The organism is Rhodococcus sp. RDE2 (assembly GCF_020885655.1).
GTDB lineage: Bacteria > Actinomycetota > Actinomycetes > Mycobacteriales > Mycobacteriaceae > Rhodococcus > Rhodococcus pyridinivorans.
The window spans coordinates 1,995,125-2,013,562 of sequence record NZ_AP025186.1; the positions used below are offsets into that span (position 1 = coordinate 1,995,125).

An 18,438-nucleotide genomic window follows, 5' to 3' on the forward strand; every position below is an offset into this window, starting at 1 on the left:
ACGGATGTCCGAAATCCGGAGACGATCGGGCTCGTTTCGTAGAGAGAACTGGAGGCATGGATGGCTACGGACGGTGTGGTACCGGAAGGCGCGGAACAGGAGATCAAGACCACCGAGACCGATCTCGATGCGCTGCGCGAGCAGTTGCAGGACTGGCTCGGCGAGCGTGTCGGGGCGACGGAAGCCCCGCGGGTGTACAACGTGACCCGCCCGACCCACTCCGGCATGTCCAGCATCTCCGTCCTGTTCGATCTCGACTGGAGCCGTAACGGGCAGCAGCAGACGGAACACCTGGTCGTCCGGCTCGCGCCCGAGGAGACGGCGTTCCCGGTGTTTCCCGGCTACGACCTGCAGCGTCAGTTCGACGTCATGGCCGCGGTGCGCGATCACGGCGCGGTGCCGGTGCCCGCGGTGCGGTGGGTGGAGTCCTCCTCGGGTCCGCTCGGCCGTCCCTTTCTCGTCATGGAACGTGCCGAAGGCGATGTGCCGGTGGACAATCCGCCGTACGTCTTCGGCGGCTGGCTCTACGAGACGAACGACGACGAGCGCGCGGCACTGGAGAAGGCCAGCGTGCGAGTGCTGGCGGCGATCCACGCCGTCGACGATCCGGCCTCGCGGATTCCGTCGCTCGCCGGGACGAACGGACTGTCGGGACTGCGACGGCACTTCGAGAACGAACGCGCCTACTACGAATGGACGCGTCGCGAAGACGGTCTGCGCATCCCGGTGCTGGAGAGGGCATTCGACTGGCTCGACGCCCACTGGCCTGCCGAACCGTCGTCCGACGTGCTGTGCTGGGGCGACGCCCGGATCGGGAACATCATGTACGACGGCACGACTCCCGTAGCGGTGCTGGACTGGGAGTCGGCTGCGCTCGCGCCCCGGGAGCTGGACCTCGGCTGGTTCATCTGTTTCCACCGCATCTTCCAGGACATCGCCGAACAGTTCTCGTTCCCCGGCCTCCCGAATTTCCTCCGACGTTCCGACGTGGTGGCGGAATACGAGAAGGCCGCCGGAGTCGAGGTGCGCGACCTCGACTTCTACCTCGTGTACGCCGCGCTGCGCCACGGCATCGTGATGTCGCAGATCGAGCGCCGGCGTATCCACTTCGGTGAGGTGGAACCACACGACGACCCGGACGCGTACGTCCTCCACCGCGACATGCTCGCGCGCTTGCTCGACGAATCCTACGAGTGGGAGAAGTGACCCGATGAAACCAGCTCCGCTCGACGAATTTCCGGTGCACCAGTCACCGCTGTCGATGGGACGGGTGGCGTCCACCGACCGGAACTTCTACGACCGCAACTATTTCAACGCCCATGACCGTACGGGCTCGATCTACCTCATCACCGGTTTCGGCGTCTACCCGAATCTGGGTGTGGTCGACGCCTTCGTCACGGTTCGGCACGGGGATTCCCAGGTAGCGGTCCGGTTCTCCGGCGCTCTCGGGGAGCGGTCCATGGAGAGCGCGGTCGGTGGGTACCGGCTCGAGGTGATCGAACCCTTGCAGAGGATTCGCGTCGTCTGCGAACACGACGAGCTGTCCTGTGACCTCACCTGGGACGGGTCGTTCCCCGCGGTACTCGAAGAGGCGCACATCCTGATGTCGGGTCCGCGCCCCATCCTGGACGCCTCCCGATTCGCTCAGGTCGGGAGCTGGTCGGGCAGCATCTGCGTGCAGGGCAAGGACTTCACGGTCGACCCGGACACCTGGATGGGTACGCGCGATCGCTCGTGGGGCATCCGCCCGGTGGGGGAGCCGGATCCGCAGGGACGCTGGACATACGAGAACCGCGGTGGGCACTACTGGACGTACGCCCCTCTGCGATTCGACGACTTCGCACTCATGGTGATCGTCCAGGAATCGTCCGACGGCCATCGCACGCTCAATCACGCCACACGCGTCTTCCCCGACGGTCGCGTCGAGCAGCTCGGGTGGCCGCGCCTCGAGGTGAACTACCGCAGCGGCACGCGGCACCCCGAATCCGCGCGCATCCACCTCACCACGCCGGAGGGGAAGCCCCTGGTCGTCGAGGTGGAGAACCTCGGGTTCATCTCTCTGAGCCACGGTGCCGGATACGGCGGCGACCCCGAATGGACGCACGGTGAGTGGCGCGGAGAGAACTGGTCGTCCGCGTCGGTGGTGGATACCACCGCTGCGGAGTTCCACGGCCGGTTGCCGTATTCGACGATCGATCACATCGCACGAGCGACGATCGACGGGCAGGTCGGTTGGGGGATGTTCGAGCACGCGGTCATGGGACGGCACGACCCGTCCGGTTTCGTCGGCTGGACGGACATGGCGCCGTAGCGGCTGTCGGCCACGAGCACCTCCGACCGAGCAGGCTGCGGTCGGAGGTGCTGTCGTCCTCAGGCGGATGTCCGGTCAACGCAGCTTGATGGTCCCACCGTCGACCATGAGCGTCTGACCGGTCATGTAGGACGCGTCGTCGCTGGCCAGGAAGACTGCGACCCGGCCGACGTCGGCCTGCGGGTCGCCGAAACGGTGCATCGGCGTCTTCGCCAGGAGTGCCTGCTCGACGCCGGGGTGGGCCGCGATGTACGCCTCGATGCCCTCGGTCAACGCCAGAGGAGAGACGACGTTGACGTTGATGCCGTCCGCGGCCCACTCGTTTGCCGCGACCCGGCTGATCGCCCGGATCGCTTCCTTGGCGGCCGCGTACGAACTCTGCGTCACGCTTCCTTCGATGCCGGCTCCTGATGCGAAGTTGATCACCGAGCCCTTGTTCGCGGCGAGCTGGGCGTGTGCTGCTTTCATCAACCGGAATGTCGGGTAGAAGCCCGTGCCGAACGACAGGTCGAGCATGTCCTGCGTGGTTTCCAGCAGGGGCGCCTGCCTCGAGACGTGCGCATTGTTGACGAGTACGTCGACCTTGCCGAACTGTTCGACGGCGGTGGCGACGATCGTCTCGGCGGCCGACTCCTCGGAGATGTCCGCGTACGAGAACTTCCCGGCTCCGCCGAGTTCGGCTTCGAGTGCCTCGCCCGCGGACCGGTCGATGTCGACGAACAGGACCCGTGCGCCCTCTTCCGCGAACGCCCGGACGATGCCGCGCCCGATTCCTCCGGCGCCGCCGGTGACGATCGCAACCTTGCCTGCAAGCCTCATGCCGTGTTCCCTTCGTCGTGCGGTGCCGGGTGGTCAGTCGACGGCCAGTGCGACCTTCTCGAGTTCCGCGATGCTGTATGCAGCGTAGGTCTCGTACGGGCCACGACCGGCGAAATACGAGGAAAGCTGCTCGTCGAGTTCCTCGACCGTGAAAGCCGAACCGGCCGCGTCGAAACGGTTCTCGACCTTCGGCGAGGCCATGAGCGCGACCATCTTGCCGTAGACGACGAACACCTGCCCGGTGATCTCCGCGGAGGCCGGGGAGGCGAGATAACTCACCAGAGTGCCGACACGCTCGGGGGCCAGCGGATCGAGTCCGGTCGTGCCGTCGGCTTCACCGAATGCCTCGGCGGTCATCGCGGTGCGTGCGCGGGGGCAGATCGCGTTCGCGGTGACTCCGTAGCGGGCCAGCCCTTGAGCCGTGGACAGGGTGAGCGCCGTGATTCCGGCCTTCGCGGCGGAATAGTTCGGCTGCCCGGCCGAACCGAACAGGAAGGCCTCCGACGAGGTGTTGACGATACGACCGTAGACCGGTCCGCCGGCTGCCTTGCTCGCCTGGCGCCAGTGCACCGCGGCGGCGTGCGATGTGGCGGCGTGACCCTTGAGGTGGACCCGGATCACGTCGTCCCAGTCGGACTCGGTCAGGTTGAAGATCATCTTGTCGCGGATGATGCCCGCATTGTTGACGAGGATGTCGAAGGATCCGAAGGTCTTGACGGACTCCTCGACGAGACGGCTTCCGAGAGACCAGTCGGACACATCGCCGGTCACCGCGATGGCCCGGCCGCCGGTGGCGACGATCTCCTCTGCGACCTCGTGTGCCGCGTCGCCCATGTCGTTGACGACGACGGCGGCACCCGCTGCGGCGAGGGCGAGGGCCTCGGCCCGCCCCAGGCCCGCTCCGGCACCGGTCACGACCGCGGCACGCCCGGTCAGGCTCACAGATTCACCCATGCTTCGTCTCCTGTTCGGTCGCCGTGGTCCGTCATCATTCCGCGGCTGAATTAGTATTCATTCTAGTTTGCGGGTGTGTGCGATTCGACTGTCGACACGGTCCCGCTGGATGGGATCGGGTGGACCCCGACCTGTTCCACCTGGAACGTTCGTCGCCGACGACGGGTGGGTGCCGACCGATCACGAAGGGGAGGAGTCGAGCATGCCGAGACTTGCGGAAGTGCGGGATGCGGCCGAGCCGAACTCGGCCGAGCAGCACGCGCGGTACGGCAGGATCATCGATGCCGCAGCGCAACTGGGTGCCGAGAAGGAGCTCGAGCGGGTTCGGATGCAGGAGGTCGCCGAACTTGCCGGGGTCGCCATCGGCACCCTCTATCGGTACTTCCCGTCCAAGACGCATCTGTTCGTCGCGGTCATGGTGGACCAGATCGACCGCATGGGTATTCATCTCTCCAGACGTTCGCGTCCGTCCGCTGCGCCCGCGGACGCGGTCTACGACGCGTTGCTGCAGGCCACTCGGGCGCTGGTGCGAGCACCGCTGCTGGCCAACGCGATGATCCAGTCCGCCGCCTCGTCGAACGCCGCCACCATTCCCGATGTGGCGAAGATCGATCGGCACTTCGACGGACGGCTCCTGGCCGCCGCGGGTATCGACGAGCCGACCGTTCGTGACGTGACCGTCGTGCGATTGCTGGTGGCGCTGTGGTTCGGGCTCGTCCGATCGGCGCTCAACGGCCGGATGTCGATCCCCGAGGTCGAATCCGACCTGCGTGTCGCGTGCGACCTTCTGCTCGTGGATCTGTCCGCCGGCGTGCGCTGACGGGCAGGCCCGGGAATCGAATCCGCAAGGGCTGTCCCGCTCGGTGGGACGGCTCGGAAATCTGCGGTCTGCGTCACTAGAATAAATTTCAATATCCTCGAAGAGCTGGGAGTGGGCATGAGCAACGTCGTCATCGTGGAGGCCGCGCGGACACCGATCGGTCGTCGCCGCGGACAGCTGGCCGGGGTGCATCCCGCGGTGTTGCTCGGTGCCGCCCAGAAGGCCGTTCTCGACCGCACCGGACTGCCCGCCGATCAGGTCGGCCAGATCGTCGGAGGCGCGGTCACGCAGGCGGGGGAGCAGTCCAACAACGTGACCCGCCAGGCGTGGCTCCACGCGGGACTTCCGTACACGACCGCTGCGACGACCATCGACTGCGCGTGCAGTTCGTCGCAGCAGGCCGTCCATATGGTCGCCGGACTGATCGCGTCCGGTCAGATCGATGCCGGAATCGGGTGCGGCGTCGAGGTCATGAGCCGGGTATTCCTCGGTCAGGCCAACGCACCGGGCACCGGAAACCCTTATCCGGACGACTGGTCCATCGACATGGGTGACCAGTTCACCTCCGCCGAGCGGATCGCCGCGAAGCGCGGGATCAAGCGCGACGACGTCGACGCCCTCGGGCTCGAGTCGCAGCGGCGCGCCGCGGCCGCCTGGGCGGAAGGCCGCTTCGACCGCGAGATCGTCCCGGTGCAGGCGCCCGTCGTGACGAAGGAAGGCGAGCCCACCGGTGAGATCGCGACCGTGACCCGCGACGGTGGGCTCCGCGAGACCACCGCAGAAGGGCTTGCCGGCCTCCGTCCGGTGATCGAGAACGGAATCCACACCGCGGGCAACTCCTCCCAGGTCAGCGACGGTGCCGCCGCGGTGCTGCTGATGAGCGAGGACAAGGCACGCGAAGCCGGTCTGCGGCCGCGTGCGCGCATCCTCGCGTCGACCCTGATCGGTTCCGACCCGTACTACCACCTCGACGGCCCCGTCGACGCGACCCGCGCGGTGCTCGATCGAACCGGAATGTCGTTGTCGGACATCGACATCGTCGAGATCAACGAAGCTTTCGCCTCCGTCGTGCTGTCCTGGGCCCAGGTCCACGGAGCCGACATGAGCAAGGTCAACGTCAACGGCGGTGCCATCGCGCTCGGACATCCCGTCGGTTCCACGGGATCCCGGCTGATCACCACTGCCCTGCACGAACTCGAGCGTTCGAACCGTTCCACGGCGCTGGTCACGATGTGTGCGGGTGGCGCCATGGCCACCGCCACCATCATCGAGCGCATCTGACGTCGGACATTCTTCTATCCAAAGGACCGTTCATGACTCTGGGATTGAGTGACGAGGACCGCGAAATCCGCGATTCCGTACGCGGCTGGGCGGCTCGGCACGCGACAGCCGACGTGATCCGCACGGCTGTCGAAGCGAAAACCGAAGCGCGCCCGCCCTACTGGAGTTCGCTCGCCGAACTCGGCATGCTCGGACTGCACCTACCGGAAGAGGTGGGAGGTGCCGGATTCGGCCTGCTCGGAACCGCGATCGTCGCCGAGGAACTCGGGCGATCGATGGTGCCCGGCCCGTTCCTTCCGACCGTGATCGTCTCGGCGGTCCTGAACGAGGCGGGGCGTCGTACCGAACTCGACGGACTCGCGGACGGATCGCTGTTCGGTGCGGTGTCCCTGCAGCCGGGGGACATGCGAGTCGTGCGAGAGGGCGACTCCGTCACCCTCTCGGGCACCTCGGGTGTCGTGCTCGGCGGCCAGGTCGCCGATGTGTTCCTGCTCGCGGCCGACGACGACGGCGAGACGGCGTTCGTCGTCGTCACGCGTGATCGGGTCGACGTCGCGCACCTGCCCAGCTACGACGTGGTCCGACGGAACGCCGAGATCACCGTGGACGGCCTGGACCTGTCCGACGGCGATGTGCTGCGACTGGACTCGCAGCGGGTCGTGGATATCGCCGCCACGCTGTTCGCCGCCGAGGCGGCCGGCCTCGCGGACCGGGCCACCACCACCGCGGCGGACTACGCACGGGTCCGCAAGCAGTTCGGACGGGTCATCGGCCAGTTCCAGGGCGTCAAGCACACCGTCGCCCGAATGCTCTGCCTCACCGAGCAGGCGCGCGTCGTGGCATGGGATGCCGCGCGAGCACTCGACGAGAAGGCACCCGAGGACGAGGCGTCGCTCGCCGTCGCCGTGGCGGCGTCCATCGCCCCGGAAGCGGCCTTCCAGGTCACCAAGAACTGCATCCAGGTGCTCGGCGGCATCGGCTACACCTGGGAGCACGACGCCCATCTGTACATGCGACGCGCTCAGTCGCTTCGCCTGCTGCTCGGCTCCACGGCATCCTGGCGCCGCCGGGTCGCCCGTCTCACGCTCGGCGGTGCCCGCCGTGTGCTGAGTGTCGACCTGCCGGCCGAGGCCGAAGAGATCCGTGCCGACATCCGCGCAGAGCTCGAGCCGGCCACCTCGCTCGAGGGGGCGGCACGCAAGGCATATCTGGCCGAGAAGGGATACACCGCTCCGCATCTGCCCGCACCGTGGGGCAAGGCCGCCGACGCCGTCACGCAGCTCGTCGTCGCCGAGGAACTGCGGACCGCCGGCCTCGAACCGCACGACATGATCATCGGCAACTGGGTGGTGCCGACCCTGATCGCACACGGCAGCACCGACCAGATCGAGCGCTTCGTCCCGCAGTCGCTGCGCGGGGATCTCGTGTGGTGCCAGCTGTTCTCCGAGCCCGGCGCCGGATCGGACCTCGCGGGTCTGTCCACGAAGGCCGTCAAGGTCGACGGTGGATGGAAACTCGACGGCCAGAAGGTGTGGACGTCGATGGCGCGCGTTGCGGATTGGGGCATCTGCCTCGCCCGCACCGACATGGACGTACCCAAGCACAAGGGCCTGTCCTACTTCCTGATCGACATCAAGAACACCGAGGGTCTCGATATCCGGCCACTGCGGGAGATCACCGGCGAGGCATTGTTCAACGAGGTGTTCCTCGACGGTGTGTTCGTGCCCGACGAGTGCCTCGTCGGTGAGCCGGGCGACGGGTGGAAGCTCGCCCGCACCACCCTCGCCAACGAACGTGTCTCCCTCTCCCACGACTCCTCCTTCGGAGCCGGCTGCGAGGCTCTGGCGACGCTGGCGGAGAACACCCCCGGCGGGCCGGACGACGAACAGCTCACCGTCCTCGGCAAGGTGCTCGGCGATGCCGCGTCCGGTGGCCTCATGGGTCTGCGCACCGCGCTGCGCTCCCTGGCCGGTGCGCAGCCCGGTCCCGAGTCCTCCGTCGCCAAGCTGCTCGGTGTCGAGCACCTCCAGCAGGTCTGGGAGACCGCGATGGACTGGGCCGGCCCGGCCTCTCTGCTCGACGACCAGGACCGCGCCTCGGCCACCCACATGTTCCTCAACGTGCAGTGCATGTCCATCGCCGGCGGGACGACCAATGTCCAGCTCAACATCATCGGTGAGCGGCTTCTCGGCCTGCCCCGCGATCCCGAACCCGGAAAGTGAGTGCCCATGCCCATCGACAGGGATGTCGCACTGTCCGCCGCCCCCACCACCCGTGAGGCCGCCTGGACCGACCGCGACGTGATCCTCTACCACCTCGGGCTGGGGGCGGGCGCCGACTCGCTCGACCCCGCCGAACTGCGGTGGGTCTACGAGAAAGGCCTGCAGGTCCTGCCGACCTTCGCAATGGTTGCGGGGCAAGGGGTCTCCGCCGGACAGGTGTCGCCGACCGGGATGAACCTGCCGGGAATCGACATCGATCTGCGCAAGATTCTCCACGGTGGGCAATCCGTCACCGTGCACGCCCCGATCCCGACCTCGGGTTCCGCGACGATCTCGTCGCGTATCGCGGATGTCTGGGACAAGGGCAAGGCCGCGGTGATCGTGCTCGAACAGTCCGCCACGGACGGCGACGGAAACCCGCTGTGGACCAGTGCGATGCAGATCTGGGCGCGCGGTGAGGGCGGCTTCGGCGGCAATCCTGGACCCGACACGTCGACCACCGTCCCGGAACGGGAGGCCGACAAGACCCTCGTGTCGCCCACGAGCACACAGCAGGCGCTGGTGTACCGGCTCAGCGGCGACCTCAACCCGCTGCACGCCGACCCCGACTTCGCGAAGATGGCGGGGTTCGACCGGCCGATCCTGCACGGCCTCGCGTCGTACGGTGTCGTGTGCAAGGCCGTCGTCGACGGTGTGCTGGACGGCGATCCCACCCGTGTCCGGTCGTTCTCGGTCCGCTTCGCCGGCTCGCTGTACCCGGGGGAGACGATCGAGACGGCGGTGTGGCGCGACGGCGACACCCTGACCCTGCTCGCCACCTGCCCCGAGCGCGACGGACAACCGGTGCTCACCCACGCCACGATGGAGATCCGATGAGAGTCGACCCCGATACCCACCCCATCGTCGGGCACGCGCCCGCCGGCACGGTGCTGACCTCGGCGCCGCAGGACACCGCCGTCGACCGCGCCACCGCTGCCGCGCGGCGCGTGGTGGACGCGCTGCTGCGCACCGACCGCGCCAACGCGAATCTCGAGCGGGTCGCGGAAGAACTCGACAGCATCGCCGAGCACCTCGAGGAACATGCCCCCGAGGTGCAGGAGCGACTGGTCGACATGTGGCACGGGGAGGGTGTCACCCGGCACGACCCCGTCACCGGACCCGAGAACGCGCTCGCGCCGCCGCTGGTTCTCTCCGGGCGCGAGGACGGTTCGGTGGAAGGCGTCGTCGAACTGACCTTCCCGTACCAGGGTCCGCCCGGGCACGTGCACGGCGGAGTCTCGGCGCTTCTGCTCGATCACACGCTGGGTGTGGCGAACGCATGGGCCGGACGCAGCGGTGCCACCGCCCAGCTGAACGTGCGGTACCACCGTCCGACGCCCTTGTTCGAACCGCTGACGGTCACCGGTCGTCTGGTCGAGCAGGACGGCCGCAAGATCAGCACGGCCGGGGAGATCAGGACCGCGGACGGCACGGTGTGCGTGTCCGTCGAGGCACTGTTCATCGACAAGACGGTTCCCCGTCCTCGCTGACGGTCGCCATCACTCACCTCACCGGATCGGAGAGAACCGACATGGGAAAGCTGGACGGACGGGTGGCGATCGTCACCGGAGCCGGTATGGGGATCGGCCGAGGGGTGTCCGGTGCCCTGGCCCGCGAGGGCGCGCACGTCGTGGTCGCCGAAGTGGACCGGGCGGCAGGGACCGATACCGCGCGGTGGCTCACCGACCGGTGGGGCGTGCGTGCGCACTTCGTGCCGACCGATGTCACCGACCGCGAGCAGGTGCACGCGATGGTGGACTCGGCCGTGCGCGAATTCGGACGTCTGGACATCCTGGTCAACAACGCCTGGCGGTCACTGGGATTCGCGCGCATGGAGAAGACGCCCGAAGAGAGTATGCAGGCAGGCTTCGACATGGCCGTGATGGCGACCTTCTGGGCGATGCAACGCGCGTACCCGGAACTCGCCCGCCACGGAACCGGCCGAGTGATCAACATGTGCAGTCTCAACGGCGTCAATGCCCACATGTACTCGGTGTCGTACAACGCCGCGAAAGAGGCGTTGCGCAGCATGACCCGCACCGCGGCCCGGGAATGGGCCCCGAAACAGGTGTGCTGCAACGTGATCTGCCCCGGCGCGCAGAGCGCGGCGTACCGGCGGGTCGCGGAGGCCGATCCGCAGATGGCGGCGACACAGGCCGCGGCCAACCCCATGGGCCGTATCGGTGACCCTCTCGACGACATCGGTACCGTCGCGGCTTTCCTCGCGAGCGACGACTCGCGTTATCTCACCGGCAACACGCTGTTCGTCGACGGCGGTAGCCACATCAACGGCGTGCAATGGGCGCCGGCGGTCGACTGAAATCCCGACGGAGGGTTCATGATCTCTCGTACTGCTCGGAGCGCGGTATCGGTACTCGCCGCGGTCTCGATGCTCGGCCTCACCTCCTGCTCCGACACCGGCGGTGACGACACCGAGGAGGCAGCAGGAGGACCCGGCTCCCTGGTCACCGACCGCCCTCTCACCGGTGCGGCGGCGCTTCCCAGCGCGTCACGAACCGACCTGATCACCTATCTGTCCGAGGGGGCCGACGGGCGTCCCGTCCTCGTCTCCGGGACTGTCGCGATCCCCGAAGGAGAGGCACCGGAGGGAGGCTGGCCCGTGCTCAGCTGGGCCCACGGGACCACGGGGGTCGGCGATGCCTGTGCGCCCTCCGCCGACACTCCCGGCGGCCCGGCCCACTCCTATGTCGCAAGGACGACCGCCATGCTCGACCGGTGGGTCGCCGACGGCTACGCCGTGGTCCAGACCGACTACGAGGGGCTCGGCACTCCGGGTGGACATCCCTATATGAACGGTGACAGTGCCGCGGCCGCCGTCGTCGACATCGTGCGCGCGGCCCGGGAACTCGATCCGGGCATCGGCACCCGGTGGGTCGCGATGGGCCACAGTCAGGGTGGCCACGCCGCGCTGTACGCGGCGGCGCGCGGGCAGGAACACGCCCCCGAGCTCGACCTGCAGGGAGCGATCGCCTTCGCCCCGGGCAGCCGCACGAGTGAGACGGCCGAGTACTACGCGACCGCGGGCCCCGCGATCGGTCCGGCGCTCGGGTTCCTGCCGGTGCTGCTGCTCGGAGCGCAGGCGGCGGACCCGAGCATCGATGCCGACGCGATGCTCACCGACGCCTCGCGCCCCTTGCTCGACGCCGCGCGCACCGGGTGCATGGACGACATCCGCGAGGTGGCGAGCACGGTACCGGTGGATCGGGTGTTCGCTCCGGATGCGGACCTCGAGTCGCTCCGTGAGTACTACGCCGGTCAGGAGGTCGAACCGCTCACCCTGACGGTGCCGACGCTCGTTGTGCAGGGAAGCGACGACGCGCTGGTATTGCGTCCGGTCACCGATCAGGTGACCGCGGCGCTGTGCAGCAACGGAGCCGATCTGACCTATCGGGTGTACGACGGAGCCGATCACCGAGCGGTACTCGAGGAGTCCGTCGACGACGTACGGGCGTTCGTCGACGGAGTACGCGCGGGCGAGGCCCAGGACGGCACGTGCGGTTGATGCCGCCGATCAGTCGGTCTTGATGCGTTCGGGGACGGTGTAGACGTTCATCGTCTCGCCGCGGAGGAAACCCACCAGCGTGAGGTCGGACTCCGCGGCGAGGTCGACGGCCAGCGACGACGGCGCGGAGACCGCCGCGAGCACGGGGATCCCGGCCATGACCGCCTTCTGCACGAGTTCGAACGAGGCGCGTCCGCTCACCATGAGCACGGTGTGCGAGAGCGGAACCCGGTTGTCGGTCAGGGCCCAGCCGATCACCTTGTCGACGGCGTTGTGCCGGCCGACGTCCTCACGCAGGGCCAGCAGCGCCCCGTCGGGGGTGAACAGCGCGGCCGCGTGCAGACCACCGGTCGACTCGAAGACCTGCTGGTGTCGGCGCAGCGTGTCGGGCAGTTCGGCGAGAGTGTGCGTACCGATCGAGGTGGTGCCGGCGTCCTTCAGCGGATAGCGTGTGCGCGTGCGCACCTCGTCGAGCGAGTTCTTCCCGCACACCCCGCACGCGGAGGTCGTCGTGAACGCGCGTCGCCCGGTCCCTTCGGGAATGGTGACGCCGGGCGCGAGAGCGACGTCGAGAACGTTGTAGGTGTTGGCGCCGCTCTCGTCCACCCCGTCGCAGTAGCGGACGGCGGCGATGTCCTCGCGGCCGCCGATCATCCCCTCGGCCAGGAGGAATCCGTGGACGAGGTCGACGTCGTGCCCGGGGGTGCGCATCGTGATCGTCAGTGATTCGCCGCCGATCCTGATCTCGAGCGGTTCCTCGACGGCGAGGGTGTCGGGACGTCGCGTCACCCTGTCCGCCGTGATGCGCAGTACCGATCGACGTGTCGTGACCCGTCCCATCCTCTACCTCCCAGATACGTGCAGCGGGTCGAGCCCTTGTCACTACGCAACTCGACAGGGCAGGGGTACCCGGTCGTGCGGCACGTCATCCTCCGTACTGTCCGCCACTGCCCGCCCGTTCACGACTGCGCTCGGCTGCGCCCCGAGGCGGTGTGGACCGCGGGTGGCACCACACGAAACCCCCTCGCTCCTCGTAGGGACACTACAGACTCGGTCTCCTCTCGGGGGACGGTGATGAATGCGGGCCACCGGTCGGCTTCGGATCGCGGATACCAGGGTCGAACAGGGTGGACTCGTGTGGTCGCTCTGCCGAGTCGGACATCGCATCTACGATGTCGGCCATGGCTGTGCGCAGGATCGACGCAACCGAACGCCGAGCACGACTCGCCACCCGGCACCGCCTGCATCCCGGGCACCGCGCCGCCGATGCGGTCGACGCCGCGACCGGCATGGTGTGCCTGCACGGCACCGATCCCGCCAGCGTCTACCTGTCGGCATGGGCCCGGGTCGACGACTTCGTCACGACCGACCTCGATCGGGCCCTCTACACGGATCGGTCGCTGGTGAAACACATGGCCATGCGGCGCACCGTCTTCGTCTTCCCGCGCGAGATCCTGCCGGTCGTGCAGGCGGGCGCGAGCGCGCGAGTCGCAGCGGCGCAACGCCGTCAGGTGGTCAAGGACGTCGAGAAGGCCGGTCTGCACGGCGACGGCGAGCAGTGGCTCGACGAGGTGAGCGGCCACGTGCTGCAGGCGTTGTCCGGCGGACGCGAAGCGACGTCCAGCGAATTGCGTGCCGAGATCCCGCTTCTCGACGCGAGTATCGACTACGGGATCGGGAAGTCGTGGGGCGGCAGGGTCCCGTTCGCTCCGCGCGTGCTCACCGTGCTCTCCGCCGAAGGAAAAGTGGTGCGGGCGTCCAACAACGGGTCGTGGCGCGTGTCGCGGCCCGCCTGGACGTCGACGGAGTCGTGGCTCGGCGCCGGGATCGCGCCGTGCGGCGAAGCCGACGGTTTACGCGCCCTCGTGGAATCATGGCTGCGGGTCTTCGGGCCGGGTACCGAGGCCGACATCAAGTGGTGGCTCGGCTCCACCCTCACCGCCGTACGCGCGGCTCTCGCCGACCTCGACGTGGTGGAGGTGGATCTCGACGGCCGTTCCGGATACCTCCTGGCCGACGACGTGGAGGAACCTGCTCCCGCCGACCCGTGGGGGGTATTGCTGCCTTCCCTGGACCCCACGGTGATGGGGTGGGCCGAACGAGACTGGTATCTGGGGTCGTACAAGGGCGACCTGTTCGATTCGAACGGCAATGCCGGGCCCACGGCGTGGTGGGACGGACGGATCGTCGGCACGTGGTGGCAGAGCGATTCCGGATCCGTCGAACTGCATCTGCTCGAGGACATCGGGGTCGACGGCCGGGCGGTGCTCGAACAGGAGGCCGCGCGCCTCGACGAGTGGCTCGGGGGAGTGAAGGTGACGGCCAGATTCCCGACACCTCTCGCGAAGGAACTCGCGGCGGCGACGGACGGCGCGCCGTCGGGCAGGTCCTCGTCGTAGGCTGCGCTCATGGCCATCGAACCGAGAACCGCCACGCGCCGCGACATTCCGGCCTTCGCTCCGGTGGTCGCCGAAGCCTTCGTCGACGATCCGGTCTTCACGTGGATGTTCCCGGACGAACACCACCGCATCCGGCGCATGACCCGTTTCTTCGCGGCCGACGCCCGGCACCACATGGTGCCGTTGGGAGCCACCGACATCGCCGAGTCCGACGGGGTCGTCGGAGGCGCGGCGATGTGGGCGCCACCCGGACGATGGCGTAGCGATACGTGGACCTCGCTCCGTCTGCTGCCCGGTTTCTGCGCAGCACTCGGCAGGTACATGAAACGGGGACGGCAGGTCGACGAAACCCTCGATGCGGCGCATCCGGGCGAACCGCACTGGTATCTGTCGACGATCGGCACCTCACCTGCCGCGCGGGGGACCGGCCTCGGCACAGCCCTCATGAAGGCCGGCCTCGACCGTGCCGACGCCGAACACGCTCCGGCCTACCTCGAATCGAGCAAGGAGGCGAACGTTCCCTACTACGAGCGGTTCGGGTTCGAGGTCACCCGCGCCATCGTCGTCCCCGACGGCGGGCCGACGCTGTGGGGAATGTGGCGGCAGCCGCGCTGAGGTGTCGATCCGCGATCGAATTCGTCATCCGCTACAGCAATTGCCGCAGCGGATGACGAATCGGATCGCGGATGCTCCCCGCCTTCGGATCAGGCGCCCTGCCAGACGGTGTCGAACGGAGTGTTGGCGGACACGCGTCCCTTGATCCCGGTCGTGACGAAATCCTTGGCGCGGGCCGCGGCGTCGGCGACCGACCCGCCCTTCGCGAGTTCGGCCGTGATCGCGGCCGCGAGGGTGCAGCCGGCGCCGGACACCCGCTCGTTGCCGACCTTCGGTGCCGTCAGCAGGGTGACCTCGGAACCGTCGAACAGGACGTCGACGGCGTCCTCGCCGTCGAGTTCGACGCCGCCCTTCGCCACGACGTACTGCGGGCCGAGATCGTGGATGCGACGTGCCGCCTCGACGAGCTGGTCAACGGAGGTGATGTCGTCCATACCGGACAACATGCGAGCCTCGAACAGGTTCGGGGTGACGACCGTGGCATGGGGCAGCACCTGCGCGCGCAACGCGTTGTCGGTGTCGAGCGCCGCCCCGGCTTCCTGGCCCTTGCAGATCAGGACCGGGTCGAGCACGACGTGCCGCCAGGACTGCTTCTCCAGGCCCTCGGCGACCACATCGATCGTCGCGGGTGTGCCCAGCATGCCGATCTTCACCACGTCGAGGTCGTGAGCGGCGGTTGCTGCCTCGATCTGGTCGGCGATCACCTCGGCCGGGACGGGGAAGAAGCGGTGGCCCCAGTCGTTCTTCGGATCGAACGAGACGATGCACGTCGTGGTGCCCACGCCGTACACACCCAGCTGCTGGAACGTCTTGAGGTCGACCTGCAGACCGGCGCCACCGGTCGCTTCCGAGCCGGCGATGACGTATGCGAGGTCGACCATGTGAGTGCTCCGTTCGGACGGGGAGACGGCGTTTCCGCGGGATGTACCCGCCGGACGACCAGGTTACAGACGAACCCGGTGCCACCTGCGGACCGCCCACCGCCGCTCCCGATATCGTCCAGGCATGACGGCCTTCGACGAGCTCGACGACTACCTGGCGCTACCCCGCGTCACCTCCCTCACGATGTCTCCGGACGGGAACCGCCTGGTGATCACGCAGTCGACGCTCGACGACAAGGCCACCTCGTACACGGGCGCGTTGTGGGAGGTGGATCCCGCCGGCGATACCCCGGCGCGGCGCCTGACCCACGGCGCCACGGGGGAGTCGAACCCGACCTTCACCGCGACCGGCGACCTGCTCTTCACCGCCGCCCGCGGTACGGACGACCCGCCGGTGTCGCTGTGGCGACTGCCCGTGGCCGGCGGGGAGGCCGAGCAGATCGGATCCCGGAAGGGTGGGTTCGCGTCGGTGTGTGCGGCGTCGCACGCCGACAGGACGGTCCTGCTCGCGTCCGTTCTCGGCCACAGCGAGTCCGACGACGAACGGATCCGGGACGCCCGCAAGGACGGTGCGGTCACCGCCGTGCTGCATGCCGGCTATCCGGTGCGCTACTGGGATCACGATCTCGGACCCGACCAGCCGCATCTGCTCCTCCCGGACAACAGCGGCGACGGGTTCACCGATCTCACCCCGGGGATCCGCGGGTCGCTGCGCGACGCCCACCTCGATGTCGCTGCGGACGGTTCGTTCGCCGCGGCCACCTGGGTGGTCCCCGGTCCGCTCGCTTCGCGCCGCGTCACCGTCGTGCGGATCGATCTCGGCACCGGCCTGCGCACCCCGCTCGTCGACGACGAGACCGGCGACGCGACGCACCCGGTGATCTCGTGCGACGGGACGAGGCTCGCCTACCTGCACGAGTCGATCGGCGACGCGGAGAACCCGCCGCAGATCACCGTCCGCGTCCTCGACATCGCGACCGGGACCACGACCGTCGAGGCCCCGGAGTGGGACAGGCGTCCCACTTCCGTCACCTGGTTGCCCGACGGTTCGGGTCTCGTGCTCACCGCCGACGATCACGGTCGCGCGCCGGTGTTCGTGCAGAGGCTCGGGTCCGCACAGCCCGACCGCCTCACCCCGGACGACGCCGCCTACACGGACGTCCGTATCGCGCCCGACGGCAACAGGGCATACGCGCTGCGGGCCTCCTACGAAGCGCCGCCGCACCCCGTGCGCATCGACCTCACCGGACCGGACGCCGGCACCGTCACGCCGCTACGTGCTCCCGCTGCGCTTCCGGAACTCCCGGGACGTCTCGAGGAACTGACCACCCAGGCCCCCGACGGCACGCCGGTGCGGGCGTGGTTCGCGATTCCGCACACCGCGTCCGCCGACGACCCCGCGCCGATGCTGCTGTGGGTGCACGGTGGCCCGTTGAGCAGCTGGAACACCTGGTCGTGGCGCTGGAACCCGTGGCTCCTCGTCGCCCGCGGCTATGCGGTGCTGCTGCCCGATCCCGCACTGTCCACCGGCTACGGCGACGACTTCGTGCGGCGTGGCTGGGGGCGGTGGGGGAGCGAACCGTACACCGATCTGATGGCCGTCACGGATGCCGCGGTCGCGCGTGAGGACATCGACGAGGAGCGGACCGCGGTGATGGGCGGATCGTTCGGTGGATATCTCGCCAATTGGATCGCCGGGCACACCGACCGATTCCGCGCGGTCGTCACCCACGCGGGTCTGTGGGCGCTGGACCAGTTCACCCCGACCACCGACGTGGCCTGGTACTGGCAGCGGGAGATGACCCCGGAGATGGCGGTCGAGAACTCACCGCACCTGTTCGTCGCCGACATCGTCACGCCCATGCTCGTGATCCACGGCGACAAGGACTATCGCGTCCCGATCGGCGAGGCCCTGCGCCTGTGGTACGAGCTGCTCAACGAATCGGGGCGGCCCGCCGAGGACGACGGCACCACCGTCCACCGCTTCCTGTACTTCCCGTCCGAGAACCACTGGGTGCTGAAGCCGCGGCACTCGAAGATCTGGTACCGGACCGTCGAGGCGTTCCTGTCCGAGCACGTGCTCGGCCGCCCGCTCGACCTACCGGACGAGCTGGGCTGACCGAGCACGTCTGCTCGGGGTTCGCCGCCCCGCTATTCGGGTGGGCGCGGCTGGTCGCCCGGCGAGGCCGGCGGACGGGTGGGCTCATCGGTGGCCGGTGTCGACTCGCTCGTCGCTGAACCGGAACCGGAGCCGGTCGACGAGTGCTGACCCGATCCGCCGCGATGGGTGACCTTCTCTGCGAGACCACCGACCGTCTCCTGGAGGTGCGGCGCCTTCTCCTTCACGACGCCGGCCGCTTCCGTCACCTTGTCCTGTACCGCAGGAATGACCTTTTCCTGGACCGCCGGGTTGTGCCACAGCTCGTTCGAACGTCCCAGCAACTTGTCGTACGTCTCGCGTCCCGCCCGGGTCCCCGCGACGAATCCCGCGGCTGCACCTGCAGCGAAGATCAATGCCCGCATCATGACGGTGTCCTCCGTCCTGTCGTTCGGCGTCCGCGCATTCGGCCGCTC

General features: G+C 68.4%; 17 protein-coding genes. 12 read left to right on the forward strand and 5 right to left on the reverse strand.

Features of this window, described 5'->3' with window-relative positions:
• Window positions 1-60: 60 nt before the first annotated feature.
• Window positions 61-1,206, forward strand: coding sequence for a phosphotransferase family protein (locus LPH33_RS09285; RefSeq protein WP_106200085.1), 1,146 nt, complete (start codon window positions 61-63; stop codon window positions 1,204-1,206).
• Between the two features lie 4 nt (window positions 1,207-1,210).
• The gene (locus LPH33_RS09290; RefSeq protein WP_229567891.1) at window positions 1,211-2,311 is read left to right on the forward strand and encodes a DUF7064 domain-containing protein; all 1,101 of its coding nucleotides are present in this window, start codon (window positions 1,211-1,213) and stop codon (window positions 2,309-2,311) included.
• A 75-nt stretch (window positions 2,312-2,386) separates the two neighbouring features.
• Here LPH33_RS09290 and LPH33_RS09295 read toward each other — a convergent pair whose 3' ends face one another.
• Window positions 2,387-3,130 carry an SDR family NAD(P)-dependent oxidoreductase gene (locus LPH33_RS09295; protein ID WP_106200081.1) on the reverse strand — a complete coding sequence of 248 codons (744 nt, stop codon included), beginning with the start codon at window positions 3,128-3,130 and terminating at the stop codon, window positions 2,387-2,389.
• A 33-nt stretch (window positions 3,131-3,163) separates the two neighbouring features.
• Window positions 3,164-4,084, reverse strand: a complete 921-nt coding sequence (locus LPH33_RS09300; RefSeq protein WP_229567893.1) for a 3-oxoacyl-ACP reductase — start codon at window positions 4,082-4,084, stop codon at window positions 3,164-3,166.
• A 202-nt stretch (window positions 4,085-4,286) separates the two neighbouring features.
• Here LPH33_RS09300 and LPH33_RS09305 point away from each other — a divergent pair, with 202 nt between their 5' ends.
• The 7 genes from LPH33_RS09305 (at window position 4,287) to LPH33_RS09335 (ending at window position 11,969) form a co-directional block, all read left to right on the forward strand.
• Entirely contained in the window at window positions 4,287-4,904 is a 618-nt protein-coding gene (locus LPH33_RS09305) for a TetR family transcriptional regulator (protein WP_026003400.1), read from the forward strand.
• A 117-nt stretch (window positions 4,905-5,021) separates the two neighbouring features.
• A complete protein-coding gene (locus tag LPH33_RS09310; RefSeq protein WP_064063327.1) occupies window positions 5,022-6,185 on the forward strand; it encodes a steroid 3-ketoacyl-CoA thiolase in 1,164 nt (387 codons plus the stop codon).
• A gap of 32 nt (window positions 6,186-6,217) precedes the next feature.
• The gene (locus tag LPH33_RS09315) at window positions 6,218-8,407 is read left to right on the forward strand and encodes an acyl-CoA dehydrogenase (protein WP_229567895.1); all 2,190 of its coding nucleotides are present in this window, start codon (window positions 6,218-6,220) and stop codon (window positions 8,405-8,407) included.
• A 6-nt stretch (window positions 8,408-8,413) separates the two neighbouring features.
• Complete coding sequence (locus LPH33_RS09320; protein ID WP_106200073.1) at window positions 8,414-9,283, forward strand: MaoC/PaaZ C-terminal domain-containing protein; 870 nt, start codon at window positions 8,414-8,416, stop codon at window positions 9,281-9,283.
• The gene (locus LPH33_RS09325; RefSeq protein ID WP_106200071.1) at window positions 9,280-9,936 is read left to right on the forward strand and encodes a PaaI family thioesterase; all 657 of its coding nucleotides are present in this window, start codon (window positions 9,280-9,282) and stop codon (window positions 9,934-9,936) included. The genes LPH33_RS09320 and LPH33_RS09325 overlap by 4 nt, the downstream gene beginning before the upstream one ends.
• A gap of 41 nt (window positions 9,937-9,977) precedes the next feature.
• Complete coding sequence (locus tag LPH33_RS09330) at window positions 9,978-10,766, forward strand: SDR family NAD(P)-dependent oxidoreductase (RefSeq protein ID WP_106200070.1); 789 nt, start codon at window positions 9,978-9,980, stop codon at window positions 10,764-10,766.
• Between the two features lie 18 nt (window positions 10,767-10,784).
• Window positions 10,785-11,969: an alpha/beta hydrolase family protein gene (locus LPH33_RS09335; protein WP_229567896.1), complete on the forward strand. Its 1,185-nt coding sequence runs from the start codon at window positions 10,785-10,787 to the stop codon at window positions 11,967-11,969.
• Window positions 11,970-11,978: 9 nt separating this feature from the next.
• Here the strand turns inward: LPH33_RS09335 and fdhD are convergent, their stop codons facing one another.
• On the reverse strand, window positions 11,979-12,809 hold the full coding sequence (gene fdhD / locus LPH33_RS09340; protein WP_229567898.1) for a formate dehydrogenase accessory sulfurtransferase FdhD: 831 nt from the start codon (window positions 12,807-12,809) through the stop codon (window positions 11,979-11,981).
• A 341-nt stretch (window positions 12,810-13,150) separates the two neighbouring features.
• Here fdhD and LPH33_RS09345 point away from each other — a divergent pair, with 341 nt between their 5' ends.
• Both LPH33_RS09345 and LPH33_RS09350 read left to right on the forward strand, forming a co-directional pair.
• Window positions 13,151-14,368: a winged helix DNA-binding domain-containing protein gene (locus LPH33_RS09345; RefSeq protein WP_229567900.1), complete on the forward strand. Its 1,218-nt coding sequence runs from the start codon at window positions 13,151-13,153 to the stop codon at window positions 14,366-14,368.
• A 9-nt stretch (window positions 14,369-14,377) separates the two neighbouring features.
• Window positions 14,378-14,983, forward strand: a complete 606-nt coding sequence (locus LPH33_RS09350) for a GNAT family N-acetyltransferase (RefSeq protein ID WP_229567902.1) — start codon at window positions 14,378-14,380, stop codon at window positions 14,981-14,983.
• An 89-nt stretch (window positions 14,984-15,072) separates the two neighbouring features.
• Here the strand turns inward: LPH33_RS09350 and thiD are convergent, their stop codons facing one another.
• The gene (thiD, locus tag LPH33_RS09355) at window positions 15,073-15,864 is read right to left on the reverse strand and encodes a bifunctional hydroxymethylpyrimidine kinase/phosphomethylpyrimidine kinase (protein ID WP_229567903.1); all 792 of its coding nucleotides are present in this window, start codon (window positions 15,862-15,864) and stop codon (window positions 15,073-15,075) included.
• A gap of 124 nt (window positions 15,865-15,988) precedes the next feature.
• On the opposite strand from thiD, the gene LPH33_RS09360 reads away from it, so the two are divergent.
• On the forward strand, window positions 15,989-17,983 hold the full coding sequence (locus LPH33_RS09360) for an alpha/beta fold hydrolase (protein ID WP_229567905.1): 1,995 nt from the start codon (window positions 15,989-15,991) through the stop codon (window positions 17,981-17,983).
• 32 nt (window positions 17,984-18,015) lie between these two features.
• Here the strand turns inward: LPH33_RS09360 and LPH33_RS09365 are convergent, their stop codons facing one another.
• The gene (locus tag LPH33_RS09365) at window positions 18,016-18,390 is read right to left on the reverse strand and encodes a hypothetical protein (RefSeq protein ID WP_088897351.1); all 375 of its coding nucleotides are present in this window, start codon (window positions 18,388-18,390) and stop codon (window positions 18,016-18,018) included.
• Window positions 18,391-18,438: the final 48 nt, after the last annotated feature.